General features: G+C 53.4%; 18 protein-coding genes and 1 tRNA gene. 6 read left to right on the top strand and 13 right to left on the bottom strand.

Features of this window, described 5'->3' with window-relative positions:
- Window positions 1-4: 4 nt before the first annotated feature.
- Window positions 5-3,466, bottom strand: coding sequence for a DNA polymerase III subunit alpha (gene dnaE, locus ACIQW9_RS13635; protein WP_402338132.1), 3,462 nt, complete (start codon window positions 3,464-3,466; stop codon window positions 5-7).
- Between the two features lie 156 nt (window positions 3,467-3,622).
- Here dnaE and ACIQW9_RS13640 point away from each other — a divergent pair, with 156 nt between their 5' ends.
- Window positions 3,623-4,477, top strand: a complete 855-nt coding sequence (locus tag ACIQW9_RS13640) for a sulfurtransferase (protein ID WP_402338135.1) — start codon at window positions 3,623-3,625, stop codon at window positions 4,475-4,477.
- A gap of 38 nt (window positions 4,478-4,515) precedes the next feature.
- Window positions 4,516-5,358: a 3-deoxy-8-phosphooctulonate synthase gene (kdsA, locus tag ACIQW9_RS13645; RefSeq protein WP_402338138.1), complete on the top strand. Its 843-nt coding sequence runs from the start codon at window positions 4,516-4,518 to the stop codon at window positions 5,356-5,358.
- A gap of 57 nt (window positions 5,359-5,415) precedes the next feature.
- Here the strand turns inward: kdsA and ACIQW9_RS13650 are convergent, their stop codons facing one another.
- Window positions 5,416-5,787 (bottom strand): hypothetical protein, encoded by a 372-nt coding sequence (locus ACIQW9_RS13650; protein ID WP_402338141.1) that lies wholly within the window; start codon window positions 5,785-5,787, stop codon window positions 5,416-5,418.
- A 271-nt stretch (window positions 5,788-6,058) separates the two neighbouring features.
- Window positions 6,059-6,760 carry a pirin family protein gene (locus ACIQW9_RS13655; protein ID WP_402338143.1) on the bottom strand — a complete coding sequence of 234 codons (702 nt, stop codon included), beginning with the start codon at window positions 6,758-6,760 and terminating at the stop codon, window positions 6,059-6,061.
- 122 nt (window positions 6,761-6,882) lie between these two features.
- Here ACIQW9_RS13655 and ACIQW9_RS13660 point away from each other — a divergent pair, with 122 nt between their 5' ends.
- Together ACIQW9_RS13660 and gluQRS are read left to right on the top strand one after the other, a co-directional pair.
- Window positions 6,883-7,800 carry a LysR family transcriptional regulator gene (locus tag ACIQW9_RS13660; RefSeq protein WP_402338146.1) on the top strand — a complete coding sequence of 306 codons (918 nt, stop codon included), beginning with the start codon at window positions 6,883-6,885 and terminating at the stop codon, window positions 7,798-7,800.
- A 2-nt stretch (window positions 7,801-7,802) separates the two neighbouring features.
- The gene (gluQRS, locus tag ACIQW9_RS13665; protein ID WP_402338149.1) at window positions 7,803-8,693 is read left to right on the top strand and encodes a tRNA glutamyl-Q(34) synthetase GluQRS; all 891 of its coding nucleotides are present in this window, start codon (window positions 7,803-7,805) and stop codon (window positions 8,691-8,693) included.
- A gap of 42 nt (window positions 8,694-8,735) precedes the next feature.
- Here gluQRS and ACIQW9_RS13670 read toward each other — a convergent pair whose 3' ends face one another.
- From ACIQW9_RS13670 to ACIQW9_RS13680, 3 genes are all read right to left on the bottom strand, one after another.
- Window positions 8,736-10,247 carry a DEAD/DEAH box helicase gene (locus ACIQW9_RS13670; protein WP_402338152.1) on the bottom strand — a complete coding sequence of 504 codons (1,512 nt, stop codon included), beginning with the start codon at window positions 10,245-10,247 and terminating at the stop codon, window positions 8,736-8,738.
- Window positions 10,248-10,628: 381 nt separating this feature from the next.
- Window positions 10,629-12,290 (bottom strand): methyl-accepting chemotaxis protein, encoded by a 1,662-nt coding sequence (locus tag ACIQW9_RS13675; protein ID WP_402338154.1) that lies wholly within the window; start codon window positions 12,288-12,290, stop codon window positions 10,629-10,631.
- Window positions 12,291-12,476: 186 nt separating this feature from the next.
- Window positions 12,477-13,340 (bottom strand): LysR family transcriptional regulator, encoded by an 864-nt coding sequence (locus ACIQW9_RS13680; protein WP_402338157.1) that lies wholly within the window; start codon window positions 13,338-13,340, stop codon window positions 12,477-12,479.
- A 203-nt stretch (window positions 13,341-13,543) separates the two neighbouring features.
- Here ACIQW9_RS13680 and cfa point away from each other — a divergent pair, with 203 nt between their 5' ends.
- Window positions 13,544-14,707, top strand: coding sequence for a cyclopropane fatty acyl phospholipid synthase (gene cfa, locus ACIQW9_RS13685; RefSeq protein WP_402338160.1), 1,164 nt, complete (start codon window positions 13,544-13,546; stop codon window positions 14,705-14,707).
- Window positions 14,708-14,963: 256 nt separating this feature from the next.
- Here cfa and ACIQW9_RS13690 read toward each other — a convergent pair whose 3' ends face one another.
- The 3 genes from ACIQW9_RS13690 to rpoD all read right to left on the bottom strand — a co-directional run bounded on the left by ACIQW9_RS13690 (window position 14,964) and on the right by rpoD (window position 18,737).
- A complete protein-coding gene (locus ACIQW9_RS13690; protein WP_402338163.1) occupies window positions 14,964-16,163 on the bottom strand; it encodes an HD-GYP domain-containing protein in 1,200 nt (399 codons plus the stop codon).
- A 241-nt stretch (window positions 16,164-16,404) separates the two neighbouring features.
- A tRNA-Ile gene (locus tag ACIQW9_RS13695) sits at window positions 16,405-16,483 on the bottom strand.
- 16 nt (window positions 16,484-16,499) lie between these two features.
- Window positions 16,500-18,737 carry an RNA polymerase sigma factor RpoD gene (rpoD, locus tag ACIQW9_RS13700; RefSeq protein WP_402338611.1) on the bottom strand — a complete coding sequence of 746 codons (2,238 nt, stop codon included), beginning with the start codon at window positions 18,735-18,737 and terminating at the stop codon, window positions 16,500-16,502.
- Between rpoD and ACIQW9_RS13705 the strand changes: the two genes are divergently transcribed.
- Window positions 18,649-18,897 carry a hypothetical protein gene (locus ACIQW9_RS13705; protein WP_402338631.1) on the top strand — a complete coding sequence of 83 codons (249 nt, stop codon included), beginning with the start codon at window positions 18,649-18,651 and terminating at the stop codon, window positions 18,895-18,897. The genes rpoD and ACIQW9_RS13705 overlap by 89 nt on opposite strands.
- Before the next feature lie 315 nt (window positions 18,898-19,212).
- Here ACIQW9_RS13705 and dnaG read toward each other — a convergent pair whose 3' ends face one another.
- The 4 genes from dnaG to ACIQW9_RS13725 all read right to left on the bottom strand — a co-directional run bounded on the left by dnaG (window position 19,213) and on the right by ACIQW9_RS13725 (window position 23,188).
- Window positions 19,213-21,021 (bottom strand): DNA primase, encoded by a 1,809-nt coding sequence (gene dnaG / locus ACIQW9_RS13710; protein ID WP_402338166.1) that lies wholly within the window; start codon window positions 21,019-21,021, stop codon window positions 19,213-19,215.
- A gap of 49 nt (window positions 21,022-21,070) precedes the next feature.
- Window positions 21,071-21,520, bottom strand: coding sequence for a GatB/YqeY domain-containing protein (locus ACIQW9_RS13715; protein ID WP_402338169.1), 450 nt, complete (start codon window positions 21,518-21,520; stop codon window positions 21,071-21,073).
- Window positions 21,521-21,647: 127 nt separating this feature from the next.
- Complete coding sequence (rpsU, locus tag ACIQW9_RS13720; RefSeq protein ID WP_011870001.1) at window positions 21,648-21,860, bottom strand: 30S ribosomal protein S21; 213 nt, start codon at window positions 21,858-21,860, stop codon at window positions 21,648-21,650.
- Between the two features lie 131 nt (window positions 21,861-21,991).
- The gene (locus tag ACIQW9_RS13725) at window positions 21,992-23,188 is read right to left on the bottom strand and encodes an NAD(P)/FAD-dependent oxidoreductase (RefSeq protein ID WP_402338172.1); all 1,197 of its coding nucleotides are present in this window, start codon (window positions 23,186-23,188) and stop codon (window positions 21,992-21,994) included.
- Window positions 23,189-23,220 lie beyond the last annotated feature (32 nt).

The raw sequence follows: 23,220 nt of genomic DNA on the forward strand, positions 1-23,220 counted from the left end.
CCGATCAGTCATAGGCAATCTGTACATTTTTTTCCGAATATAAATCGATTAGTTTTTGTTTTGTGTTGTCATCCGGATTAATCCGCCATTGCTCCGCAAAACGCAATTCCGATACACCCTTCTGATTCTGGTACTGAATCACAACCGGACTACCGTCGGCACGCGCTGATGCCTGCAGGGTCGCCATCAAGGTGCTGACGTCGGCCGATGCCTGCAAGGACAAATAGATGCACTTGGCGTATTGAATCCGTACCGCTGCGATATCCATCACTTTCTCGGCCGTAATTCGCAAGCCGCCGGAGAAACGGTCTTCCGATATTTTCCCGGATACTGCGAGGAATTCATCTTCCTTGATCAGATTGCGATTGGCGTCGAACACTTCGTTGTACACGGTCACATCGACTGTCGCGCTACCGTCGTCCAGTGTCACGATGATCATGCGACCGCGTTGCGTCATTTGCGTACGTACGCCGGAAATCACGCCGGCTATCGTTCTTGGTTCGCGCGATGGCTCCAGGTTACTCAGTTTGGTGCGTGCAAAACGGCGTACTTCCTCTGCATAGGCATCGAACAAATGGCCAGACAGATAAAAACCCAATGCAGCTTTCTCTTCCGTCAGCTTTTGTTTATCGCTCCACGGCGATGCCTTGACGTATTCGGGCGGCGTTTCCATATCGCTATCGTCGCCACCGAACAGGCTGACCTGATTTGCTGATGCTTCGGCTTGTTCCGCACACTCCATCGCGAAACCGACTGATGCCAACAGAATTGCGCGATCGATGTTGAAACAATCGAAAGCACCGGCACGAATCAGCGAATCGATGGTACGGCGATTGATCTGGCGTTTGTCGACGCGTTTGCAAAAGTCGAACAGATCGATAAAAGGTTTTCCCTGACGTGCACTCACGATTGCATCGATTGCGCCTTTGCCTGAGCCTTTGACTGCGCCCAGACCGTAACGGATCTGCGTCGCTTTCTTGCCCGGCACACCGACTGGCGTAAAACGATAATCGGATTGATTGATATCCGGCGGCAGCAAGGTCAGGCCGCATACATCCAGCGTATCTTCGACCAGAATCTTGATCTTGTCGGTATCGTCCATCGCCAGCGACAAGTTGGCAGCCATGAACGCAGCCGGATGATGCGCTTTCAGATAAGCGGTGTGATACGACAGCAAGGCATAAGCAGCGGCGTGCGATTTATTGAAACCGTAACCGGCAAACTTTTCCATCAAATCGAAAATCTCGTCGGCTTTTTCAGCGGACAGATCGTTCTTCGCAGCACCGGCGCGGAACAGCTCGCGATGCTGCGCCATTTCTTCCGCTTTCTTTTTACCCATCGCACGGCGCAGCAAATCCGCGCCGCCCAGCGAGTAACCGCCGATGACCTGCGCCATCTGCATAACCTGTTCCTGATACACCATGATGCCGTAGGTTTCAGACAAGATGGCTTCGGTACGCGGATCCGGATATTCGAAACGTTCACCGTGCTTGCGGCGGCAGAAATCCGGAATCAGATCCATAGGACCCGGACGGTACAAGGCGACCAGCGCAATAATGTCTTCGAAGCGATCAGGCCGCGCGTCCTTCAGCATGCCTTGCATGCCGCGGCTTTCCAGCTGGAACACGGCGACGGTTTTCGCCTTGGTCAGCAAATCATAGGAAGGCCTGTCATTGAGTGGTAATTTCTCCAGGGAGAAATCCGCCATCGCCGGATCAAGATCCTTGATGTAGCGCACGGCGCGATCGAGGATCGTCAGCGTAGTCAAACCCAAAAAGTCGAACTTCACCAGGCCGACGGCTTCGACGTCGTCTTTATCGTATTGCGACACCACGCCGGCGTCGCCGCCTTGCGTGTACAAAGGGCAAAAATCCGTCAGCTTGCCCGGTGCGATCAATACACCGCCGGCATGCATGCCGATGTTACGGGCGATGCCTTCAACTTTTTGCGCCAGCTCCAGCAACTGTTTTACTTCTTCCTCATTTTCCAGACGCTCGGCCAGCAGCGGTTCTTCCTTGATGGCGTCAGCAATCGTGACCAGCTTGCCCGGCTTGAATGGAATCAGTTTGGAAATGCCGTCGCAAAAGTTGTAGCCGAAATCCAGCACACGGCCAACGTCGCGCACCGCACCTTTGGCCGCCATCGTGCCGAAAGTCGCAATCTGCGAAACCGCATCCTTGCCGTACTGATCCTTCACGTATTGAATGACGCGGTCGCGCCCTTCCTGGCAAAAGTCGATATCGAAATCGGGCATGGAAACCCGCTCAGGATTCAGAAAGCGTTCGAACAGCAGGTTGTATTGCAGCGGATCGAGATCGGTAATCAGCAGCGAATACGCAACCAGCGAACCCGCGCCCGAACCACGGCCCGGCCCCACCGGCACACCGTTATTTTTCGCCCACTTGATAAAGTCCGCCACGATCAGGAAGTAACCGGGGAAACCCATGTGGATGATGGTGTCGGTCTCGAATTTCAGTCGTGCCTGATAACGCTCGCGATTTTTTTCGCGCAGTTCAGGATCAGGATACAAATGCTGCAGACGTCCTTCCAGACCGCGCTGCGCTTCCTTGACCAGAAATTCATCGATGGATGAACCGTCAGGTGTCGGGAAGTTAGGCAGCTTCGGCTTGCCCAATTCCAGCATCAGATTGCAGCGCTTGGCGATTTCCACCGAGTTCTGCAAGGCGTTCGGCATATCGGCGAACAATTCCGCCATTTCAGCCTGCGTGGTAAAGCGCTGACGTTCGTTGAAACGCTTGATGCGACGCGGATTCGCGAGTATCTCGCCTTCAGAAATACAGGTACGCGCTTCATGCGCGGTGAATTCATCCTGATCCAGGAACTGTACCGGATGCGTCGCCACCAAAGGCAAATTCAATTTAGCTGCCAGCACAGACGCCTGGCGCACATGCACATCCATATTCGGCTGCTCGGCGCGCTGCACTTCTATATAAAAATGACCGGGGAACATATCTGCCCAGCGTTTGGCATGACGTTCGGCGGTGGCAAGATTGCCGTTATCGATTGCCATGCCGACATCGCCGAAATGCGCGCCGGACAAAACAATCAAGCCATTCGCTCCGCCCTCTGCGGCAAGCTGCTCCAGCCATTCGGGACGGATTTCGGCACGACCGCGATGCAGGTTGGTCAGCCACGCTTTCGACAATAGTTCGCATAATTGCAGATAACCGGTCTTGTTCTTGACCAGCAACAGCAGGCGCGACGGCTTGTCCTTGTCGTTATCGTTACTGATCCAGACGTCGCAACCGACGATAGGCTTGATGCCTTTGGAACGGGCTTCTTTATAAAATTTGACCATCCCGAACAGATTGGCCAGATCGGTGATCGCGAGCGAAGGCTGCGCATCGGCAGCAGCGGCGGCGATCACGTCATCGATACGGACCAGGCCGTCGACGATAGAATATTCGGAATGCAGGCGGAGGTGAGTAAATTGCGGAGAAATCATGGCCGTATTCTACCGCGACCACCCCTTTCAACAGACATTTCAGCATTCCGGAATGCGAAGTTTATAATGTCGCCTTGTTGCTGCCTTTCTTGTCCGGCATCAGCAAACAACATTGTCCTCTTTGCAAGAGCAATCACCATCAAGAAGCGCACCAACATGCAATCCACACCATCTTTCGTCAACATTGCCGCCTACAAATTCATCAGCTTCGACGACACCGTCGAAAAGCGCCCGGAATTTATCGCCAAGTGCGCTCAATTGTCCTTAAAAGGCACCATTCTGCTCAGCCCGGAAGGGATCAACCTTTTTCTGGCAGGAACCCGTGCGGACATAGACAGTTTTCTGGCATGGATACGGGCCGATGTGCGCTTCGCCGATCTGGAAGTGAAAGAAAGTTATTCAGACGATCAGCCATTCAAATACATGCTGGTCAAGCTCAAGCGCGAAATCATCACAATGAAGCATCCGCTGATCAAGCCGGAAGAAGGCCGCGCGCCCTCAGTCGACGCGACCACGCTCAAGCGCTGGCTGGATCAGGGTCATGACGACGACGGCAAGCCGGTCGTCATGATGGATACGCGCAATGCGTTTGAAGTCGATGTCGGCACCTTCGACAACACCATCGATTACCGCATAGAAAAATTCAGCGAATTCCCCGACATCGTCGCCAGGAACAAGGACGACCTGAACGACAAGACCGTCGTCACCTTCTGCACTGGCGGCATCCGCTGCGAAAAAGCCGCCATCTATATGAAGAATGTCGGTTACGACAGCGTGTATCAACTGGACGGCGGCATTCTCAAGTACTTTGAAGAAGTCGGCGGCGATCATTACAGTGGCGACTGCTTCGTGTTCGACCACCGCACCGCGCTCAATCCGCGCCTGGAACCAACATTGGCAACGACATGCACCGCATGCAATGCAAGCGTATCGCCACGCGAACAGCTGGCGCCGGAATTCGTCGAAGGCGTATCCTGCCCGCATTGCATCACACAAGCTGCATCACATTAAACAGAAGCAATTGCCTTCCATCTAACGAGACAATAATCATGATCAAAATCGGTGACATCAAGGTCGATAACGCACTGCCCTTCGTCCTGTTCGGCGGCATCAACGTGCTCGAATCACGCGACCTCGCGATGAAGTCTTGCGAAGAATACGTACGTGTTACGCAAAAACTCGGCATCCCTTACGTTTTCAAGGCATCGTTCGACAAGGCCAATCGCTCATCGATCCACTCCTATCGCGGCCCTGGCCTGGAAGAAGGCATGCGCATTTTTGAAGAAATCAAAAAAACCTTCAACGTGCCTGTCATCACCGATGTGCATGAAGTGCATCAAGCCGCGATCGTGGCCGAAGTAGCCGACGTGTTGCAACTGCCGGCCTTCCTCGCACGCCAGACAGACCTGGTCGTTGCGCTGGCAAAAACAGGCCGCGTCATCAATATCAAGAAGCCGCAGTTCTTGAGTCCGTCGCAAATGCTGAACATCGTTGAAAAATTCAAGGAAGCCGGCAACGAACAATTAATCCTGTGTGACCGCGGTACCTGCTTCGGCTACGACAATCTGGTCGTCGACATGCTGGGTTTCGGCGTAATGAAAAAAGTGTGCAATAACCTGCCGATTATTTTTGACGTGACGCATGCATTGCAGCAACGCGATCCGGGCGGCGCTGCCTCCGGCGGTCGCCGCGAACAAGTAGCCGATCTGGCGCGTGCGGGCATGGGCGTGGGCCTCGCCGGCTTGTTCCTGGAAGCGCATCCGGATCCGAAATCTGCAAAATGCGATGGGCCTAGTGCTTTACCGCTGGATAAACTGGAGCCGTTTTTGGCGCAGTTGAAGCAGTTGGATGATTTGGTGAAGTCGTTTGCACCATTGGATATTGAAGCGTAGTTTTTAGTTGGCTTGGTTTAAATAAAAAGCGCGGCATCTTTTGGATGGCGCGCTTTTTTAATTACATGTTGCTGTTGCTGATTTGACAGGTGCTTCGTTGTTGCTTGGGTTGCCGGGGGTAGCCCGGCGGCTACTCACTTTTCCTGCATCGCCAAGAAAAGTAAGCAAAAGAAGGCGACCGCACAGCCGCTGCCCTTCGGGTTCCCGTTTATGCCGCGCAAAAAATGGGAAACGGGCGAAACTCGCCTGCGGCTCAGACAACGCCCATTCCTCTTTCCATTTTCTGCACGTCACAAACGGCAGCGTCACAGCGGAGGGCAGGTCCGGCTCGCCTTCGGCATTGCCGAACCCGAACCGTGATGGTGATGACTTGAAATTAAGCAGGATGTAATGGGTATAAACCAAAAATACTGGATAACGATTCAGCACCCGTGCATCAAGCACCCGATGCCGCAGGCGAGGAAGCGTGTCGTCCCGCTGTGACGCTGCCAGTGATTCGTTGCCGAAAATGGATCAAGAAGTGAACGTTGTCTGAGCCGTAGGCGAGTTTCGTTCACTTCCCATTTTTGGCGGCGCAGCACTGGGGAGCCCGCAGGGCCCGCGGCTGTGCGGTCGCCTTTTTTGGGTTACCTTTTTTGGCGAAGCAAAAAAGGTAACTGGCCGCCGGGCCACTCCCGGCAACCGAGCATCAAAAATAAGTCTAACGAACCAGATCAAACACCAACACTTCAGCCTGCTGCCCCGCACTAATATCAACAGTAGCCACATCCGACAGTTTCAGCGCATCACCCGCTTTTAGCTCAACACCATTCACTGTCACAGTCCCGCGTGCAACGTGCACATAGGCAAGCCGTCCAGCAGCGATAGTCAGCGAAGCAGCTTCAGCACCATCGAACAAACCGGCATACAGCTTCGCATCCTGATGGATCAATACAGAACCATCTTCACCATCCGGGCTGGCAATCAGGCGCAAGCGACCGCGTTTTTCTTCCGTCGAGAAATTTTTCTCTTCATAGCTCGGTGGAATGCCAGTCACATTAGGCTGGATCCAGATTTGCAGGAAATGCGTGGTCTGATCTTTCGCATGATTGAATTCCGAATGGCGCACACCGGTGCCCGCACTCATTCTTTGCACATCGCCGGGACGAATTACACTGCCGGTGCCCATGCTGTCTTTATGCGCCAGCTCGCCTTCCAGCACATAGCTGATGATTTCCATGTCGCGGTGGCCGTGGGTCCCGAAGCCGCCACCGGCATGAACACGATCTTCATTGATCACGCGCAAGGGGCCGAAACCCATATGCTTTTCATCATAGTATTCGGCGAACGAGAAGCTGTGATACGAATCCAGCCAGCCGTGGTTTGCATGACCGCGATCTTCACTTTTTCTAATTTCAAGCATGATGTCTTCCTTTCGGTGAATTTTATTGTGCAACTTGGTATAACTATAGCCTCCAAAAGATCATTAAATAAGGCCATAATTACGTACAAGTTGTACAAATATTTTGACTATTTGATTCGGCCATGAGTCTGACGCTGGAAGCAATCCGTATTCTCGACACAATAGACCGTAAAGGCAGCTTCGGCGCGGCGGCAGTTGCTCTCGATCGCGTCCCCTCTGCGCTAACCTATAGTGTGCGCAAGCTGGAGGAAGACCTCGATGTATTGCTGTTCGATCGCCGCGGCCATCGTGCCAAGCTGACACCGGCCGGCCAGGAATTGCTGACCGAAGGCCGTCATCTGCTGCGCGCGGCTGCCGAACTGGAGCAGCGCGTCAAACGGACGGCGACCGGCTGGGAAGTCGAATTGCGTATCGTGCTCGACGCCATTATTCCATTTGAAAAAATGCTGCCGCTGATCCGCGAATTCGACCTGCAGGATTCCGGTACGCGCCTACGCTTTTCCACCGAAGTATTATCCGGCACCTGGGAAAGATTGATCAGCGGCGATGCGGACCTGGCAATCGGTGTAGCTTACGAAGGACCGGATCTGATACGCGGCTCAGGCGGTTTTCGCGTCAAGCCTCTGGGCGATCTCGATTGGGTGTTTGCGATCGCTCCCCATCACCCACTGGCGATAATGGAAGAACCGCTTTCAGTCACAGATATACAGCGCTATCGCGCAGTGGTAACCGGCGACAGCGGTCGCATGCTGCCCAGCGTCACCGCAGGATTGCTGACCGGACAGGCAACGCTGACAGTGCCGACCGTGCATGACAAACTGGCGGCGCAACTGGCTGGATTGGGTTGCGGCTACCTGCCGCGCAAATGGGCCGAGCCGCATCTGGCGTCCGGCGCATTGATCGAAAAACAGACCAGCGAAAAAAAATCTGCCGGCATACCACAATATGCTTGGCGCACAGATGGGCGTGGCAAATGCCTGAAATGGTTTCTGGCCAAACTGGCCGATCCCGTCGTGCAAGACATGTTGCTGAGCAAATGAATATGAGCAATCCAATCAACTCTTACACAGGGCGCTTTGCCCCTTCACCCAGCGGCCCCCTGCATGCCGGCTCGCTGGTCGCAGCGATGGCCAGCTACCTGGATGCCAAGGCCCATCAGGGACTGTGGCTGCTGCGCATAGAAGACATAGACGAAACACGCACCGTCCCCGGCGCGACTGCGGCGATCATGCAGGCGCTGGCAATTTTTGGCATGCAGCACGATGGCGAAGTACTGGTGCAAAGTCAGCGCAAGGATGTATATCAAGCCGCATTCGACAAGCTGGCTGCGCATGCCTATCCATGCGGCTGCACACGCAAGGAAATTGCCGACTCGCGACTCGGCATTGCACCCGATGGCGCAGCGATTTATCCAGGCACCTGTCGCAACGGTTTGACTGCAGGAAAAGTCTCGCGCACCTTGCGCCTACGCGTACCCGACATTGGTCAGGAAGATGAATCCATCACCTTCAACGATCGCTGGCTCGGCCCGCTGACGCAACATCTGGCGACTGAAGTCGGCGACTTCGTGTTAAAACGCGCCGATGGATACTGGGCCTATCAACTGGGGGTGGTTGTCGATGATGCAGAACAAGGTGTCACCCACATCGTGCGCGGCGCAGATTTGCTGGAATCCACCGCAAGACAAATCTATCTGCAGCACATACTCGGATTAGCTACGCCCTCTTATATGCACGTGCCGGTCGTGCTCAATGACGCGGGAGAAAAGCTGTCAAAACAAACCGGCGCGCGAGCACTCGATCTGGCACATCCATTAAATGAATTACTGCATGCAGCACGCTTTCTGGAATTACAGCCTGGCCGTATCGATTCGATTGAATCATTCTGGCAAAGCGCAATTGCCGAATGGGCACATCGATTTGGCGCACAATAAAAAAGGACGCCTGGGCGTCCCTTTTTATTGTGCTGCTGAAACTCAACGCTTGGGCGCGCCGCCCAGCAAAGCCGCCATCCTGTGTTTCTGCGGTTTGGCTGGCACCTGATCCGCCAGCTTGTCGTCACTGATCATCGTCGATGGCTCAGGCTCATACGGCTTGGTAAAGAACGGGTCGATTTTTTCCTTGCGTGGCGCGGCAGCATACGCACTGCGACTGCCATTCGATGGCACGCCGGCACTGCGTTCCGGTGCACGCGACGGGCGAGGGGAAGACTCATCTTTGTTGCGCGGACTGCGCTCGTGTGCGCGGCGGTCATGACTGCGTTCGGCAGTGCGCCCGGATGAAGGTGTAAACCCGATCAGCTCGGCCGGCACAAACTTGTGCTTGATCATCTTCTCGATATCAACCAGCAAACGCGCATCCTTGTCCGAGAACAGTGAAATCGCATCGCCCGATGCACCTGCACGGCCGGTACGGCCGATACGATGCACATAATCTTCTGCGTTGTACGGCAAGTCGAAGTTGATCACACAAGGCAGTTCGGCAATATCGAGGCCACGCGCGGCGACGTCGGTCGCCACCAGCACTTCTATCGTGCCGTTTTTGAATTGCTCCAGTGCCTGCATGCGCTCCGACTGCGATTTGTCGCCGTGAATCGCGGAAGCCTTGACGCCTTCGCTTTCCAGTTGGCGTGCCAGGCGCGATGCGCCGATTTTTGTATTCGAGAAAACGATGACCTGCTTCAGGCCGCGCTCGCGGATGATGAAGGACACCGCGTCGCGCTTGGCTTCTTCTTCCACTTTGTAGATGATCTGCGTGACGTTTTCTGCCGTTGCATTGCTGCGCGCGACTTCGATCGTGACCGGATCTTTCAGGAAAGTTGCTGCAAGTTTCTTGATCTCCGGCGAAAACGTCGCCGAGAACATCAGATTCTGCCGCTGTTTTGGCAACAAATTGATAATGCGCTGCAGGTCAGGCAGGAAGCCCATGTCCAGCATACGATCCGCTTCATCCATGACCAGGATTTGCGTTTGCGACAGGTTGATGGTTTTTTGCTGTACGTGATCGAGCAGACGACCCGGCGTCGCAATAACGATTTCCACCCCGCCGCGCAAGGCAGCGGTTTGCGGCGTCATATCCATACCGCCGAAGACAACCAGCGAACGCAAAGGCGTGTGACGCGAATAGGCTTTGACGTTGGCGGCGACCTGATCGGCCAGCTCACGCGTCGGCGTCAGGATCAATGCGCGCACTGGATGACGTGCAGGCGAGGCGCTGGAATTGGCATGCGCCATCAGCAACTGGATGATAGGTAATGAGAAACCCGCCGTTTTACCGGTACCGGTTTGCGCAGCCCCCATAACGTCCATGCCTTTGAGCACAACCGGGATCGCCTCGGCCTGGATAGGCGTCGGGTGGACATAACCCTGATCGTTCAGCGCCTTGAGAATTTCCGGCGCGAGGCCGAAATCCTGAAAACGAATGGCAGGCGCGGCATCAGGGATCACGATGGGCGTTTCGGTAGGCAAAGCAGACTGATTGTCAGACATTGTGTGCAGCAGGTTCCTGGGACGTTAATGCAATTAGAGCATGCAAATAATGCAAACCCGTGACGAATCCGGAAAAGACCTGACTCTTTCGATAATTGAATGATTACTTGATGAAACAAGGCTGAAATGAGCAGGCGCGAAGCGCTGTAGAAATTCTGGACCTTCTCGACTACCGTCACCGCCTTGACAAAACCAGATGCATTATACGCCGTAAGGCAGAAACACGTGATTTATCAATGGCTTGTAGTAAATAAATGGCAAGACTGGCGGGATGAACGCTGCCGAAGGGCGTCGGCCAGCATAAAGGGAGGAAGGATCGCGTTTTACGCGCATGCGCTGCAGAATGACGATATTGCAGCGCATGTCCTCATTAATGACACATTACGACATCGATGCCATGGTTCTATGTCCGATGGCTAGTTGTGCAGAGGAGCCCGGCTGCTTGCGGACTACGCCCGGCACCATGGTTGCACCACCGGTAGTTTTAAAAATCGAAATCGATTGCGATAAATGCTCGGTCTGTTCTTCCAGACTCGCGGCTGCAGCTGCTGCTTCCTCAACCAGCGCGGCATTTTGCTGCGTCACCTGATCCATGTGCGAAATGGCCAGATTGACTTGCTCAATCCCGTCACTTTGTTCGCGGCTCGCCTGCGTGATTTCATTCATGATGTCGGTCACGCTTTTCACTGAATTGACTATGCCTTCCATGGTTGCCATCGCATCGCCGACCAGACGATTGCCGACACCCACCTTGTCCACCGAGTCGTCGATCAAGTGCTTGATTTCCCTGGCTGCGTTGGCAGAGCGTTGCGCCAGGCTACGCACCTCTCCCGCTACCACCGCGAAACCCTTGCCCTGTTCGCCGGCACGCGCCGCTTCCACGGCAGCATTCAATGCCAGAATATTCGTCTGAAACGCAATGCCGTCGATCAAACTGATGATATCGACAATCCGTTTGGCAGAAGCGCTGATTTCATTCATCGTCGCCCCCACTTTTTCCACCACCGCGCCTCCTTTGCCAGCCACCTCGGATGCCGACAGCACCAGACGATTCGCCTGCTGCGCATTGTCTGCATTCTGCTTCACGGTGGAAGCGAATTGCTGCATGCTGGAGGCGGTTTCTTCCAGACTGGACGCCTGCGATTCAGTGCGGCGCGACAAATCCATATTGCCTTCGGCAATTTCGTGCGTTGCAATCGTGATCGAATCGACGTTCTGACGGATATCGCCCATCACGGAACGCAAATTCACATTCATCTGCTGCAGAGCTTGCTGCAATTGCCCCATGTCATCATGACGATCGACATCGAAATTCGCCGTGAAATCGCCGCCAGCTATCACACGCGTCTTGCTGATCAAGCTGTTCAGCGGCCGCATGATGGAGAAATACAGGCCCACCCAGGTAAGGATGGCAATCGCGGCGCCGACTATCGTTGCCGCGCCATACCAGTACGTCCAGGCGGCATTTTCAACTGCCGTGGCAGCGGCAAATCCCAGCGTCAGAATCAGCGCTGTCAGCGCGCTCATACTGATGCCTATGCGCGAACCCAAGCCGATATTTTTCAACGATGCCAGCTTGCCGAATAATCCCGACGCCACGACTTCGCCACGCTTGATCATCAAGCCCTTGGCCGTACCAGCCTTGAAACGCTCATAAATTTTTGCCGCGGCATCTACCTGTGCCCGACTCGGTTTGCTGCGCACCGACATGTATGCGACGATTTTCTGCTCTTCCCGTACTGGCGTGACATTCGCGTTGACCCAGTAAAAATCGCCGTTTTTACGTCGATTTTTGACCATGCCAGTCCACGGTAAACCCTGCTGCAAGGTCTGCCACATATCTGCGAATGCCTGCTCAGGCATGTCAGGATGGCGAATCAGGTTATGCGGCTTGCCGAGCAACTCTTCTTCCGTAAAGCCACTGGCTTCGATAAAGGCTGGATTTACATAGGAAATTCGGCCTTTGGTATCGGTTTTTGATACCAAAGACATGTCATCCCGCAAGATGAATTCGGCATTCGTAACCGGTAAATTGGTGCGCATCTAACGTCCCCTGCTATGGTTTGAAAGGCAAGCTTATTGCAGTTGCCGGTATGGATACATGTGTATACCATATTGCCATTGGGGAATCAGAGTATTGCGATAGATCAATTTTTGTGAGAAATCAATTCCCCAGAATGACTAGACCATCTTGCCTGTTTCGCCAGAATTATAGTTGCCATACAGACATCACGGCGTGAACTCCCAGTGCTCGGACCAGTCCACTTCCTCCGTCGCTACAGTGCGTAAAAGCTCAAAGGCTTTTTGCATCACCTCGGATTCTTTTTCGCGCGAATAAACCAGGTAAACCGGATACGAAAACTCGGGCGTACTTTTCACTTTTTCCAGCAGACCCATGGCCAGTGCACGCCGCACAACGCGCGTACGAAAATAGCCGCTGCCGCCGCATTGCAAGATATATTGCAGGGCCAACGGCCCCAGGTTGAAAGACAGGACATTTTTTGCCTTGTCCGGCAAGGCAGCGTCGTGCTGCTTTCTGAAATCCAGCCCCCAATCAACATACACATAGGGCTCAGGATTTTTGGTCGATGCAATCTGCACCAATTTTTCTTCTAATATCTGCTCTACCTGCATGCCGGTCCAGTATTCCGGCCGATAAACCAGCGCAGCATCCAGCAAACCATGCTCAAGCTTGGACTGCAAGCTGCTGCCATCGCCAACCTCCACACGGATCGCGTGCGAGGGCAAGGCGCGTCGGAGTTGCATCGTCCATTGCAACATCAATGGATTGCACAAGCTCACCTCGCTACCCAGTGCAAGCGAATCGCCATAACCGTCCGGCAAAGGCAAATCACGCCGCGCCGCGTCCCAAGTTTGCACCAACTGGCTGGCATATCCTACGAAACGCTCACCATCGTCGGTTAAACGCGCACCGGCCCGATTGCGCACAAACAGCGAACAACCCAATTGCGACTCCAGATTTTGCACCCTTGCCGTCACGGTGGTTTGCGTGACATGAAGGCGTGTCGCGGCGGCAATAAAACTGCCTGAACGTACGATATAAAGAAAGGTCCGGGCGAGCTCAATATCCATGTTTATCCTTTAGTGCAACATTCCTGATAATAAATGTGGGGAAATTTCATTTTTACATGACGCCATAAATATGCATAATCTGTGCATATTTTAACGCCAAGAGATCCACGCGATCGAATAATCTGCTCGGCGCATGCATTACAAAAAAACAAGCGTATTTACACAACAAACCTTTGGTCCTCAAATCGAAAGGAGTTTCCTGAATGTCCGCTCAATTCTTACCCCGGGGTACAACGTCGTTCACTCCCAAGAATTCTCGCCTGCATCGTGCAACGGTAGAGCTCCTTGGCAAGGCGTCCATCCAGATCAACGGCTCCAGTCCGTGGGACATGCAACTCAAATCAGCCGGCGTTCCAGAGCGCGCGTTTTCCCAGGGCAACCTGGGATTAGGTGAAGCATATATGGATGGCGCATGGGATGCAGAAGAATTGGATGAATTTTTTGCGCGTCTTTTAGGCACCAGACTGACCGATCAGATTCAACCCTTACGCCTGCTGGGGCATGCGCTATCTGCAAAATTGCTGAACCGGCAAGACATGAAACGCGCCAGACAGGTAGGCGAAGTGCACTATGACCTGGGCAATGATTTTTATGCCGCAATGCTCGATGCCCGCATGACCTATACCTGCGGCTACTGGGAAAATGCCACCAGTCTGGAACAGGCGCAGCAAGCCAAATTGGACATGGTCTGCCGCAAACTGCGACTCAAACCCGGCATGCGTGTACTGGATATCGGTTGTGGCTGGGGCAGCTTCATGGCGTACGCTGCTGAAAACTATGGCGTGGAATGCGTAGGCGTGAGTATTTCAAAGGAACAGGTTGCATGGGCGCAGCAACGCTATGCGCATCTGCCGCTGGAATTCCGCCTGCAGGATTACCGTGAACTGAATGAAGAGTTCGATGCGATCGCCAGCATTGGCATGTTTGAACATGTAGGCCGAAAGAATTACCGGACCTACATGAAAGTCGCGCATCAATGCCTGAAAAAGAACGGTGTGTTTCTGCTGCACACCATAGGCAAGAACATGCGCAAATCCGCACCCGATCCATGGATAGATAAATACATTTTCCCCAACGGCGACCTGCCGTCGGCAGGTCAAATCGGCGACGCGGCAGACAATTTATTTATCATTGAAGACATGCACAACTTCGGTGCCGATTACGACAAGACGCTGATGGCCTGGTTCAGGAATTTCGATGCGGCATGGCCGCGTTTTGAAAATCAATTAGGCACACGCTTTTATCGCATGTGGCGCTATTACCTGTTGTCCTGCGCCGGCGCCTTCCGCGCACGCGATATTCAGTTGTGGCAATGGGTGCTATCCAAGGAAGGAGTACCCGACGGGTATCACCGCGAACGGATTTGATGAGTTTTGAGTTAGGCAGCTGACGTTATAAACGGACGTTCAATTCAATGTATTGGATTGAACAATGGCTGTGCACAAAGAAAAGGGCTTGCGTCACAAACGCAAGCCCTTTTCCCTTGTAACAGAACCCCGGCCTTGGCTGCGGACGACTGCTCGCAGTATGTCATCACACCTCATATGCCGCCATGGCCGATGGATAAAGGCGCATAGTCTGGCCAGCTCAATACGATCGTAAAAAACACGAGCGATTTTAAAGCTATGCCGCCCCTTCCCAGATCACATGAACATTCTTGAGTCCCAGTTTTTGTGCATCTTCCAGGCCGATGATCCTGTCGTACCCCTCCAGTTTCGCCAGATCGACGAGCTCGGGTGGAATGTATGCATTCGATTTGACCGAAAAGAAAACTTTGACTTTGGGAGTTAGCAAGGAATTTTCGGACTGCTCTACCACTACGCCTATACGCCCTGTCTTTAATTTGACCAGTGCGCCGGTAGGATAAATACCTATGCATTTCACAAATGCCTGGAAAACAGCAGGATCAAAATGGCCTTTCCACTCTGCCATACGCCGCAAGGACTCTGACGGTTCCCAACCGGCTTTATAGGCGCGGTTCGATGTGATGGCGTCGTACACATCGCAGACAGCGCCCATGCGTGCGAACAGGCTGATGTCTTCACCTGCCAGACGATGCGGATAACCAGTGCCATCAAAGCGTTCGTGATGATGCAAACATACATCGAGAGCCGCTTCGCTCACATCAGGTGACACTGACAAAATTTTGTGACCTTCGACCGGATGCTCCTTGACTGCGACGAACTCCTCGTCCGTCAACTGGCCCGGTTTATCCAGTATCGACTGCGAAACCATCATTTTCCCTACATCGTGCAACAGTCCCGCCAACCCTGCATCCCGGATTTTCCTGTCGTCCAGTTTCATTTTTCTGGCGAGTGCAATCATCAGCGCGCACACCGCGACTGAATGCATGTAAGTGTAATCGTCCTTGTTTTTTAGACGAGCCAGACTGATGAGGGCATCGGGATTGCGCATGACGGAAGAGGAAATTTCTTCTACCAGCGTATGTGCCTGCGCCGTGTTCAAGGCATTGCCCATCCTGGCTTCCTGAAACATGGTGGTGACAGCGATCTTGCCATCAGCGCATATTTTTTTGGCGCGTGTCATCTCGTCGTCGAAGAATGCGCGACGCGGCACTATTGTTGGGGGTGGTGCAATTTTTTGTGTCGCGACTTCATTTTCAACGACAGGTTTCTCGACATCCAGCCCTTTGGAAGTATCGATCCACACTTCGGCCACATCACTGGCTTGAATCGCGTACAAATCCTTGAGATTGTCGAGCAATAGTGAGGTCCGCCAAAACGGCGATTCATCCCAGGTGCTGCAGAATTTTTGAATAAACATGCCAATACGGAGCTGTTCCACATTGATTTGTTTCAACATATGCGTGCTCGCGTTATTGTTGTCCGGTCATTCAATTGATGCTGGCTGATTAATTGACGTTGCAGGTTTGCCTATTTCGACGGCTTCATCGAGTGGATGATATTAACCCGATTCGTCAAAAAAATACCCTGAATAAACATTCCCATAGAAATCACGGAGGCTGAAAGTCGGGGAAAGCGGACATCTGTCACGTCCGGAAATGACAAAGGGGCTACGATTTCTCGTAACCCCTTGATTTTAATGGTGGGCCTCCCGTGAGTCGAACACGGCACCAACGGATTATGAGTCCGCTGCTCTAACCAAGCATGAGCTAGAGGCCCGTAACCTGATCAGAAATTAATTACCTTCCAGGAAGCTTTTCAGTTTATCCGAACGTGAAGGATGACGCAATTTCCGCAACGCTTTTGCTTCAATTTGGCGGATGCGTTCGCGTGTTACGTCGAACTGCTTACCAACTTCTTCCAGCGTGTGGTCCGTCGACATTTCAATACCGAAACGCATGCGCAAGACCTTGGCTTCGCGTGGCGTCAGGGAATCGAGTACATCCTTGACCACGCCGCGCATCGAAGCGTGCAACGCTGCATCGGCCGGCGCCAATGTGTTGTTGTCTTCGATGAAATCGCCCAGATGCGAATCGTCGTCGTCGCCGATCGGTGTTTCCATCGAAATCGGTTCTTTCGCGATCTTCATGATCTTGCGGATTTTGTCTTCCGGCATTTCCATCTTGATCGCCAAGGTTGCCGGATCCGGTTCCGCACCAGTTTCCTGCAAAATCTGACGCGAGATACGGTTCATCTTGTTGATCGTTTCGATCATGTGCACAGGAATACGAATCGTGCGCGCCTGATCGGCGATCGAGCGGGTAATAGCCTGACGAATCCACCATGTTGCGTAGGTCGAGAATTTAAAGCCGCGACGATATTCAAACTTGTCGACTGCCTTCATCAAACCGATATTGCCTTCCTGGATCAAATCCAGGAATTGCAAACCGCGGTTGGTGTATTTTTTTGCGATCGAAATCACCAGACGCAAGTTAGCCTCGGTCATTTCGCGTTTTGCTTTGCGTGCCTTCATTTCACCGGCAGCCATCTTGCGGTTAATCGCACGCAAGTCTGGCAATGGCAATACGACTCGTGCCTGCAAATCGATTAGTTTTTGCTGCAGCTCTTTGACGGCCGGCACGTTACGCGCAAGTACGACGCTGTACGGATGATTGCCTTCGACCTCGCCATCAACCCAGTCCAGATTGGTTTCATTGCCTGGAAAAACCTTGATGAAATGATTGCGAGGCATTTCACAACGATTCACGGTAATGTCGAGAATCTGTTTTTCGATTTGGCGCACTTCATCTACCTGGCCACGCAAGGTATCGCACAGTTTTTCAACAACTTTTGCGGTAAAGCGTATGCCCAGCAACTCGTTGGAAATAATTTCCTGCGCCTTCACGTAAGGCTTGGAGTTGTAGCCTTCCTTCTCGAAAGCCTTGCGCATCTTGTCGAATTGCATGGCGATCGTGGAGAACTTGGCGAGCGAATCACGCTTCAGTTGTTCCAGTTGCTCGGAGGAGAAGCCGGCCGCACCCGAAGCTGCTGGCGTTTCTTCTTCCTCTGCTTCTTCCTCTTGCTCTTCCTCTTCCTCTTCTTCCTCATCGGAAGCGGCAGCAGGTGCAGGCGGTGCAATGACCGGCTCGGATGCATTCATATCGACCAAGCCGTCAACGATTTCGTCAATCTTGGCTTCATCTTTGGAAATGCGTTCGGCGGCAGCCATGATTTCAGCAATCGTGGTCGGACACGCCGAGATGGCCTGGATCATGTCGCACAAGCCGTCTTCGATACGCTTCGCAATATCGATTTCGCCTTCGCGTGTCAGCAGCTCAACCGAACCCATTTCACGCATGTACATGCGGACCGGATCGGTGGTGCGACCGAAATCGGAATCGACGGTAGACAGTGCAGCTTCAGCCGCAGCTTCAGCCTCATCGTCACTGGCAACCGTTGCCACGTTGTCGGACAACAGCAATGTCTCGGCATCCGGTGCCTGTTCGTAGACGGCGATACCCATGTCATTGAAGGTACCGATGATGCCTTCGATCGCTTCCGGATCGATGATGTTTTCCGGCAGATGATCGTTGATTTCTGCGTACGTGAGGAAGCCGCGTTCCTTGCCGAACTTGATCAGCGTTTTCAGCTTTTGACGGCGCGCTTCGAGTTCTTCTTCGCTGGCTTCGGTGTCGTTCGAGAACGCATCTTTCAGCAATGCTTTTTCTTTGGCTTTGCGGTCTTTGGCCTTGGCCTTGTCGACAGCTTTCAATTCTGCGCGTTCGACGGCATTCAATGCTGCAACTTCGTCGTTCTCAGGCTGGAATTCTTTTGGCTTGCGACCGCGACGACCAGGTACCTTGATCGACGGCAGGATATAGCCGGACGTATCAATTGCAGCTAGTGTGGCCGCATCAGTAGTTTGACTGACGGTCGGTGTGATCATGACATTGATGCCAGGACGCGACTCGACTTTTGGTTCGACTTTAGCTGATTTGCTAGTGGACTTCACTTCAGATTTCTTATTTGTCACAGGGGCTTTCGATTGCACTGATACCGGCTTTGCAGCAACTTTGGATGAAGGTTTGGCCGCCGCAGATTTCGCTACCGGAGTAGCGGTTTTCGTTGGTGCCTTGGTTGGCGACTTTACTGCCTTTACATTGGAGGACGATACAGCTTTGCCAGCAGACTGACTGGCCACTTTTTTTGCCACAGGTTTAGTCGATTTCGCCGCAGCCGTTTTGGCTTTGCTCGCAGCAAGTATCTGATTTTTCGCGGGTTTCTTCATTGCATTCGCCATTGGATCAACTACCAACTGGGTTATGCTCTGAAACGCAGCTGAAGCCGCGCTCAATGAGCAGATGTGCGCATTCACTTCCGGCTTCCGCCCGCGCAAGTTAATTGATTTTCTTTTCGATCACTACATTACCTACAACTCTAAGGCGTTGAATCGAAAGCCTTTAATTATAGCATATGGGGGAGCACTCCCTCCCCACACAAGAGCAAAATCAGCCCCTTTGCGCCATTTCTGCCTGCGCCTGGCGTCGTAATTGCTCCTGCTGCAAGGTCAATTCGCGATAGCGCGCCTGCGCCTGCTCGCCGCTCAAACCGCTGGCGATCAGCGTTTCCATTTCAGTCGCCAGCATCTTCATTTTGGTCTGCCGGATCGCACCGGCCAGCTCCAGGCGGGCGGCATCGACATCCGATTCGGATTCTGCCGCGATCTCCGCAATCAGAGTATCGAAATCCGAACCGGTAGAACGCAACAATTCAGCCAGCGTTGCAAAATTCGCATGCACACCCATTTCGCGACTCATCGTTACCAGTTGCACCAGCATATCGGCTCTCTCGGGTGCAAAGTGCGCCGCCACATCCAGCGCGGCCTGATCGAGTTCCGCTGCCAGAACCGGGTGCGCCACCAACAGACGCATGATCTGGCGTTCCAGTCCGACCGGCGCCGTACGCTTGCCTTTGGGCGGGGCCGCACGCACGCGTGAAATCGGTTGCACCAATTCAAACAGGGCTTCGATTTCTGCCGGCGTACTTTCCGTAATCTGCGCCAGGCCACGCACGATCTGCAAACGCAATGACGATGGCGGCAATGCCTGCAACAAGGGTTTGGCATCGAATTGCGTGCGCGCCCTGCCTTCCGGCGTGCCGAGATCGTTATCGCCTACTGCTTCCTTCAACAGGAATTGCGACAAGGGCATTGCATCCTGCACCTGCTTTTCGAACGACTCTGTACCCATTGCACGGATATAACTATCCGGGTCATGCTCGCTAGGCAAGAACAGGAATTTGATTACCTTGTTGTCACCTGCATACGGCAAACTGGCTTCCAGCGCGCGTCTCGCTGCACGTCGGCCAGCTTTGTCGCCATCGAAACTGAAAATTACCTGATCGGTTTGGCGCAGCAGCTTTTGCACGTGTATCGATGTACAGGCGGTTCCCAGCGTGGCCACCGCTTGCGGAAAACCAAGTTGCGCCAGCGCGACCACATCCATATAACCTTCTGTTACCAAAGCGTAACCGGCCTCGCGTATCGCCTGCCGCGCTTCAAACAAGCCATACAGTTCGCTACCCTTCTGAAATAAGGGCGTTTCCGGCGAATTCAAGTATTTGGGCTCACCGTCGCCCATCACGCGGCCACCAAAACCGATAACCTGGCCCTTGGAATTACGGATCGGGAACATGATGCGATCACGGAATCGGTCGTAGCGTTTGCGCTGGCGATGATCCGCGCCTTCTTCTTCAGCCTTGTCGATCACCAGACCGCATTCGACCAGCGCATCCAGCTCGTAATCGGGGAATACTGCACGCAAACCGTCCCAGCCGTCAGGCGCATAGCCCATGCCGTAACGCGCGGCGACTTCACCCGTCAGGCCACGCCCAATCAAATAATTTTTTGCCCCTTCGGCATGCCGCAATTGCTGGCGATAAAAATCGCATGCGCGATTCATCGCTTCCGACAATGCCATGCTCTTCGCCTGCTGCTCGGCACGTTGTGCAGGCGGCAAACGGTCTTCGGCTTCCGGCACGATCATGCCAACGTTTTGCGCCAGATCCTTGACCGCTTCAACGAAGCCCATGCCGGAATATTCGATCAAAAATCCGATCGCCGTGCCATGCGCACCGCAGCCAAAGCAGTGATAAAACTGCTTGGTCGGACTAACCGTAAAGCTGGGGGATTTTTCGTTGTGAAACGGGCACAAGCCCATGAAATTGGCGCCGCCCTTCTTCAACTGCACGTAACGGCCCACCACATCGACGATATCGACGCGGTTGAGCAGATCCTGGATAAACGACTGTGGAATCACGTCGGTATCAAGTTAATCGCGAGTTTGAATATGGGCGACAAAAAGGCACTTAGCCTTTGGTCAATGCAGCTTTAACCAGGCCGGATACAGCCGTCATATCGGCACGGCCGGCGAGCTTCGCCTTCAAGATTGCCATGACTTTGCCCATATCCTGCGGGCCAGCGGCACCGGATGCGGCCACGGCAGCGGCAACCTCGCCCTGCACTTCAGCATCGGACAATGCGCTAGGCATATAAGTCGTCAAGACAGCAAGTTCAGCCTCTTCAATATCGACCAGATCCTGACGTCCGCCAGCCTGGAATTGCGAAATCGAATCCTTGCGCTGCTTGATCATTTTTTCAATGATTGCCAGCACTTGCGTATCGCTCAGCTCAATGCGCTCATCGACCTCTTTTTGCTTGATCGCAGAGGTAATCAGACGAATCGTACCGAGCTTGCCTGCTTCCTTGGCGCGCATTGCCGATTTCATATCTTCAGTGATCTGTTCTTTCAGGCTCATACGCACTCCGCTATCTGGTAAATAATGGGATTATTAAAAACGCCAAAACCCGCTGCGGACCAACACCGGAGCGGGTTTGCAACCAATTTCTGGAACTGCACGCACAATGGCGCGCAGCTTGCAGGAATTAGTACAGCTTTTTAGGCAATTGCTGGCTACGGATACGCTTGTAATGGCGTTTCACAGCAGCAGCGAGCTTGCGCTTACGCTCAGCAGTTGGCTTCTCGTAAAACTCGCGCGCGCGCAAATCGGTCAGCAAACCAGTTTTTTCAATGGTGCGCTTGAAGCGACGCATAGCGACTTCGAACGGCTCGTTTTCTTTAAGGCGGATAGTGGTCATTTAAATGTAAACCAATGTTGGGTAGTGAGTCGAAGAGTATAGCAGTCTTGTTCGGCAAATGGAAGTCTCTTTATTCGCCTGCATTCAGATTGAAGAAAAGCGTCACGCAAATAGCTGCCGGCGCCCGCACATCAAATCGCTTGCCCCGCCGCAACACCGGACGCCCAGGCCCACTGGAAGTTATAACCGCCCAGCCAGCCGGTGACATCAACGGATTCGCCAATGAAATGCAAGCCCGGCACCTTGTTTACCATCATCGTCTGTTGCGATAACTCACGCGTATCGATGCCGCCCAGCGTTACTTCAGCCTTGCGATAGCCTTCCGAGCCATTGGGGATAATGCTCCAGTGGTTAATGGAAGCACCCAACTGGCGCAGCTGCTTGTCCTGCATGTCGGCGACGCGCGCATCGCCTTTAAAGCCATTCACGACCAACCACTCGTCAGCCAGGCGCGACGGCAGCCATTGCGCCAATTGATTGCCGAGATTTTTCTTACTGCTGGATTTGCCTTCTATCAGCACTTCGGCGATGTCGGTATCCGGCGCCAGATTGATGATCAATGGCGTACCCGGTTGCCAAAAGCTGGAAATCTGCAGAATCGCCGGACCGGACAGGCCGCGATGTGTAAACAGCAAATCTTCCTTGAAATAGCCGCGTGCCTTCTTGGTGCCGGTTTCCACTTCTACCGGCAAGGCAATGCCGGCCAGCGCCACAAAAGGCTGCCAACTATCGGCATCGAAGGTAAGCGGCACCAGTGCAGGACGCGGCTCGACCATTTTCAAGTCGAACTGTTTGGCTATGCGATAGGCAAAATCGGTGGCGCCGATTTTAGGAATCGACAAACCGCCGGTCGCAATCACCAGACTGCCGGCAAGGATATCTCCGGCATCTGTTTCAATCCGGAACAGCTCGCCTTCTTTAGTGATCGTCTTGACGTTACACGGCATACGCCACTCAACATTGCCGAGCGCGCATTCTGCCTTCAGCATATTGATGACGTCTTCGGCCGTATCGTCGCAGAACAACTGCCCCTTGTGCTTCTCGTGATAAGCGATGCGATAGCGCTTCATCAGCGCGAGAAAATCCTGCGGCGTGTAGCGCGACAACGCACTTTTGCAGAAATGCGGATTTTGCGACAGGAAGTTTTGCGGTGTCGCATCGATGTTGGTGAAATTACAGCGACCGCCGCCGGAGATGCGGATTTTTTCGGCGAGCTTGGCCGCGTGATCAATCAGCACCACGCTTTTGCCACGTTGCCCGGCGACTGCAGCACACATCATGCCTGCGGCACCAGCGCCGATTACGGCAACATCAACTTGTTTTGTCATGACTTACTACCAGCGATAAAAAGTAAGCCGTG

Origin of the sequence: Herminiimonas sp. NPDC097707, from assembly GCF_044761395.1 — a bacterium.
GTDB lineage: Bacteria > Pseudomonadota > Gammaproteobacteria > Burkholderiales > Burkholderiaceae_D > Oxalicibacterium.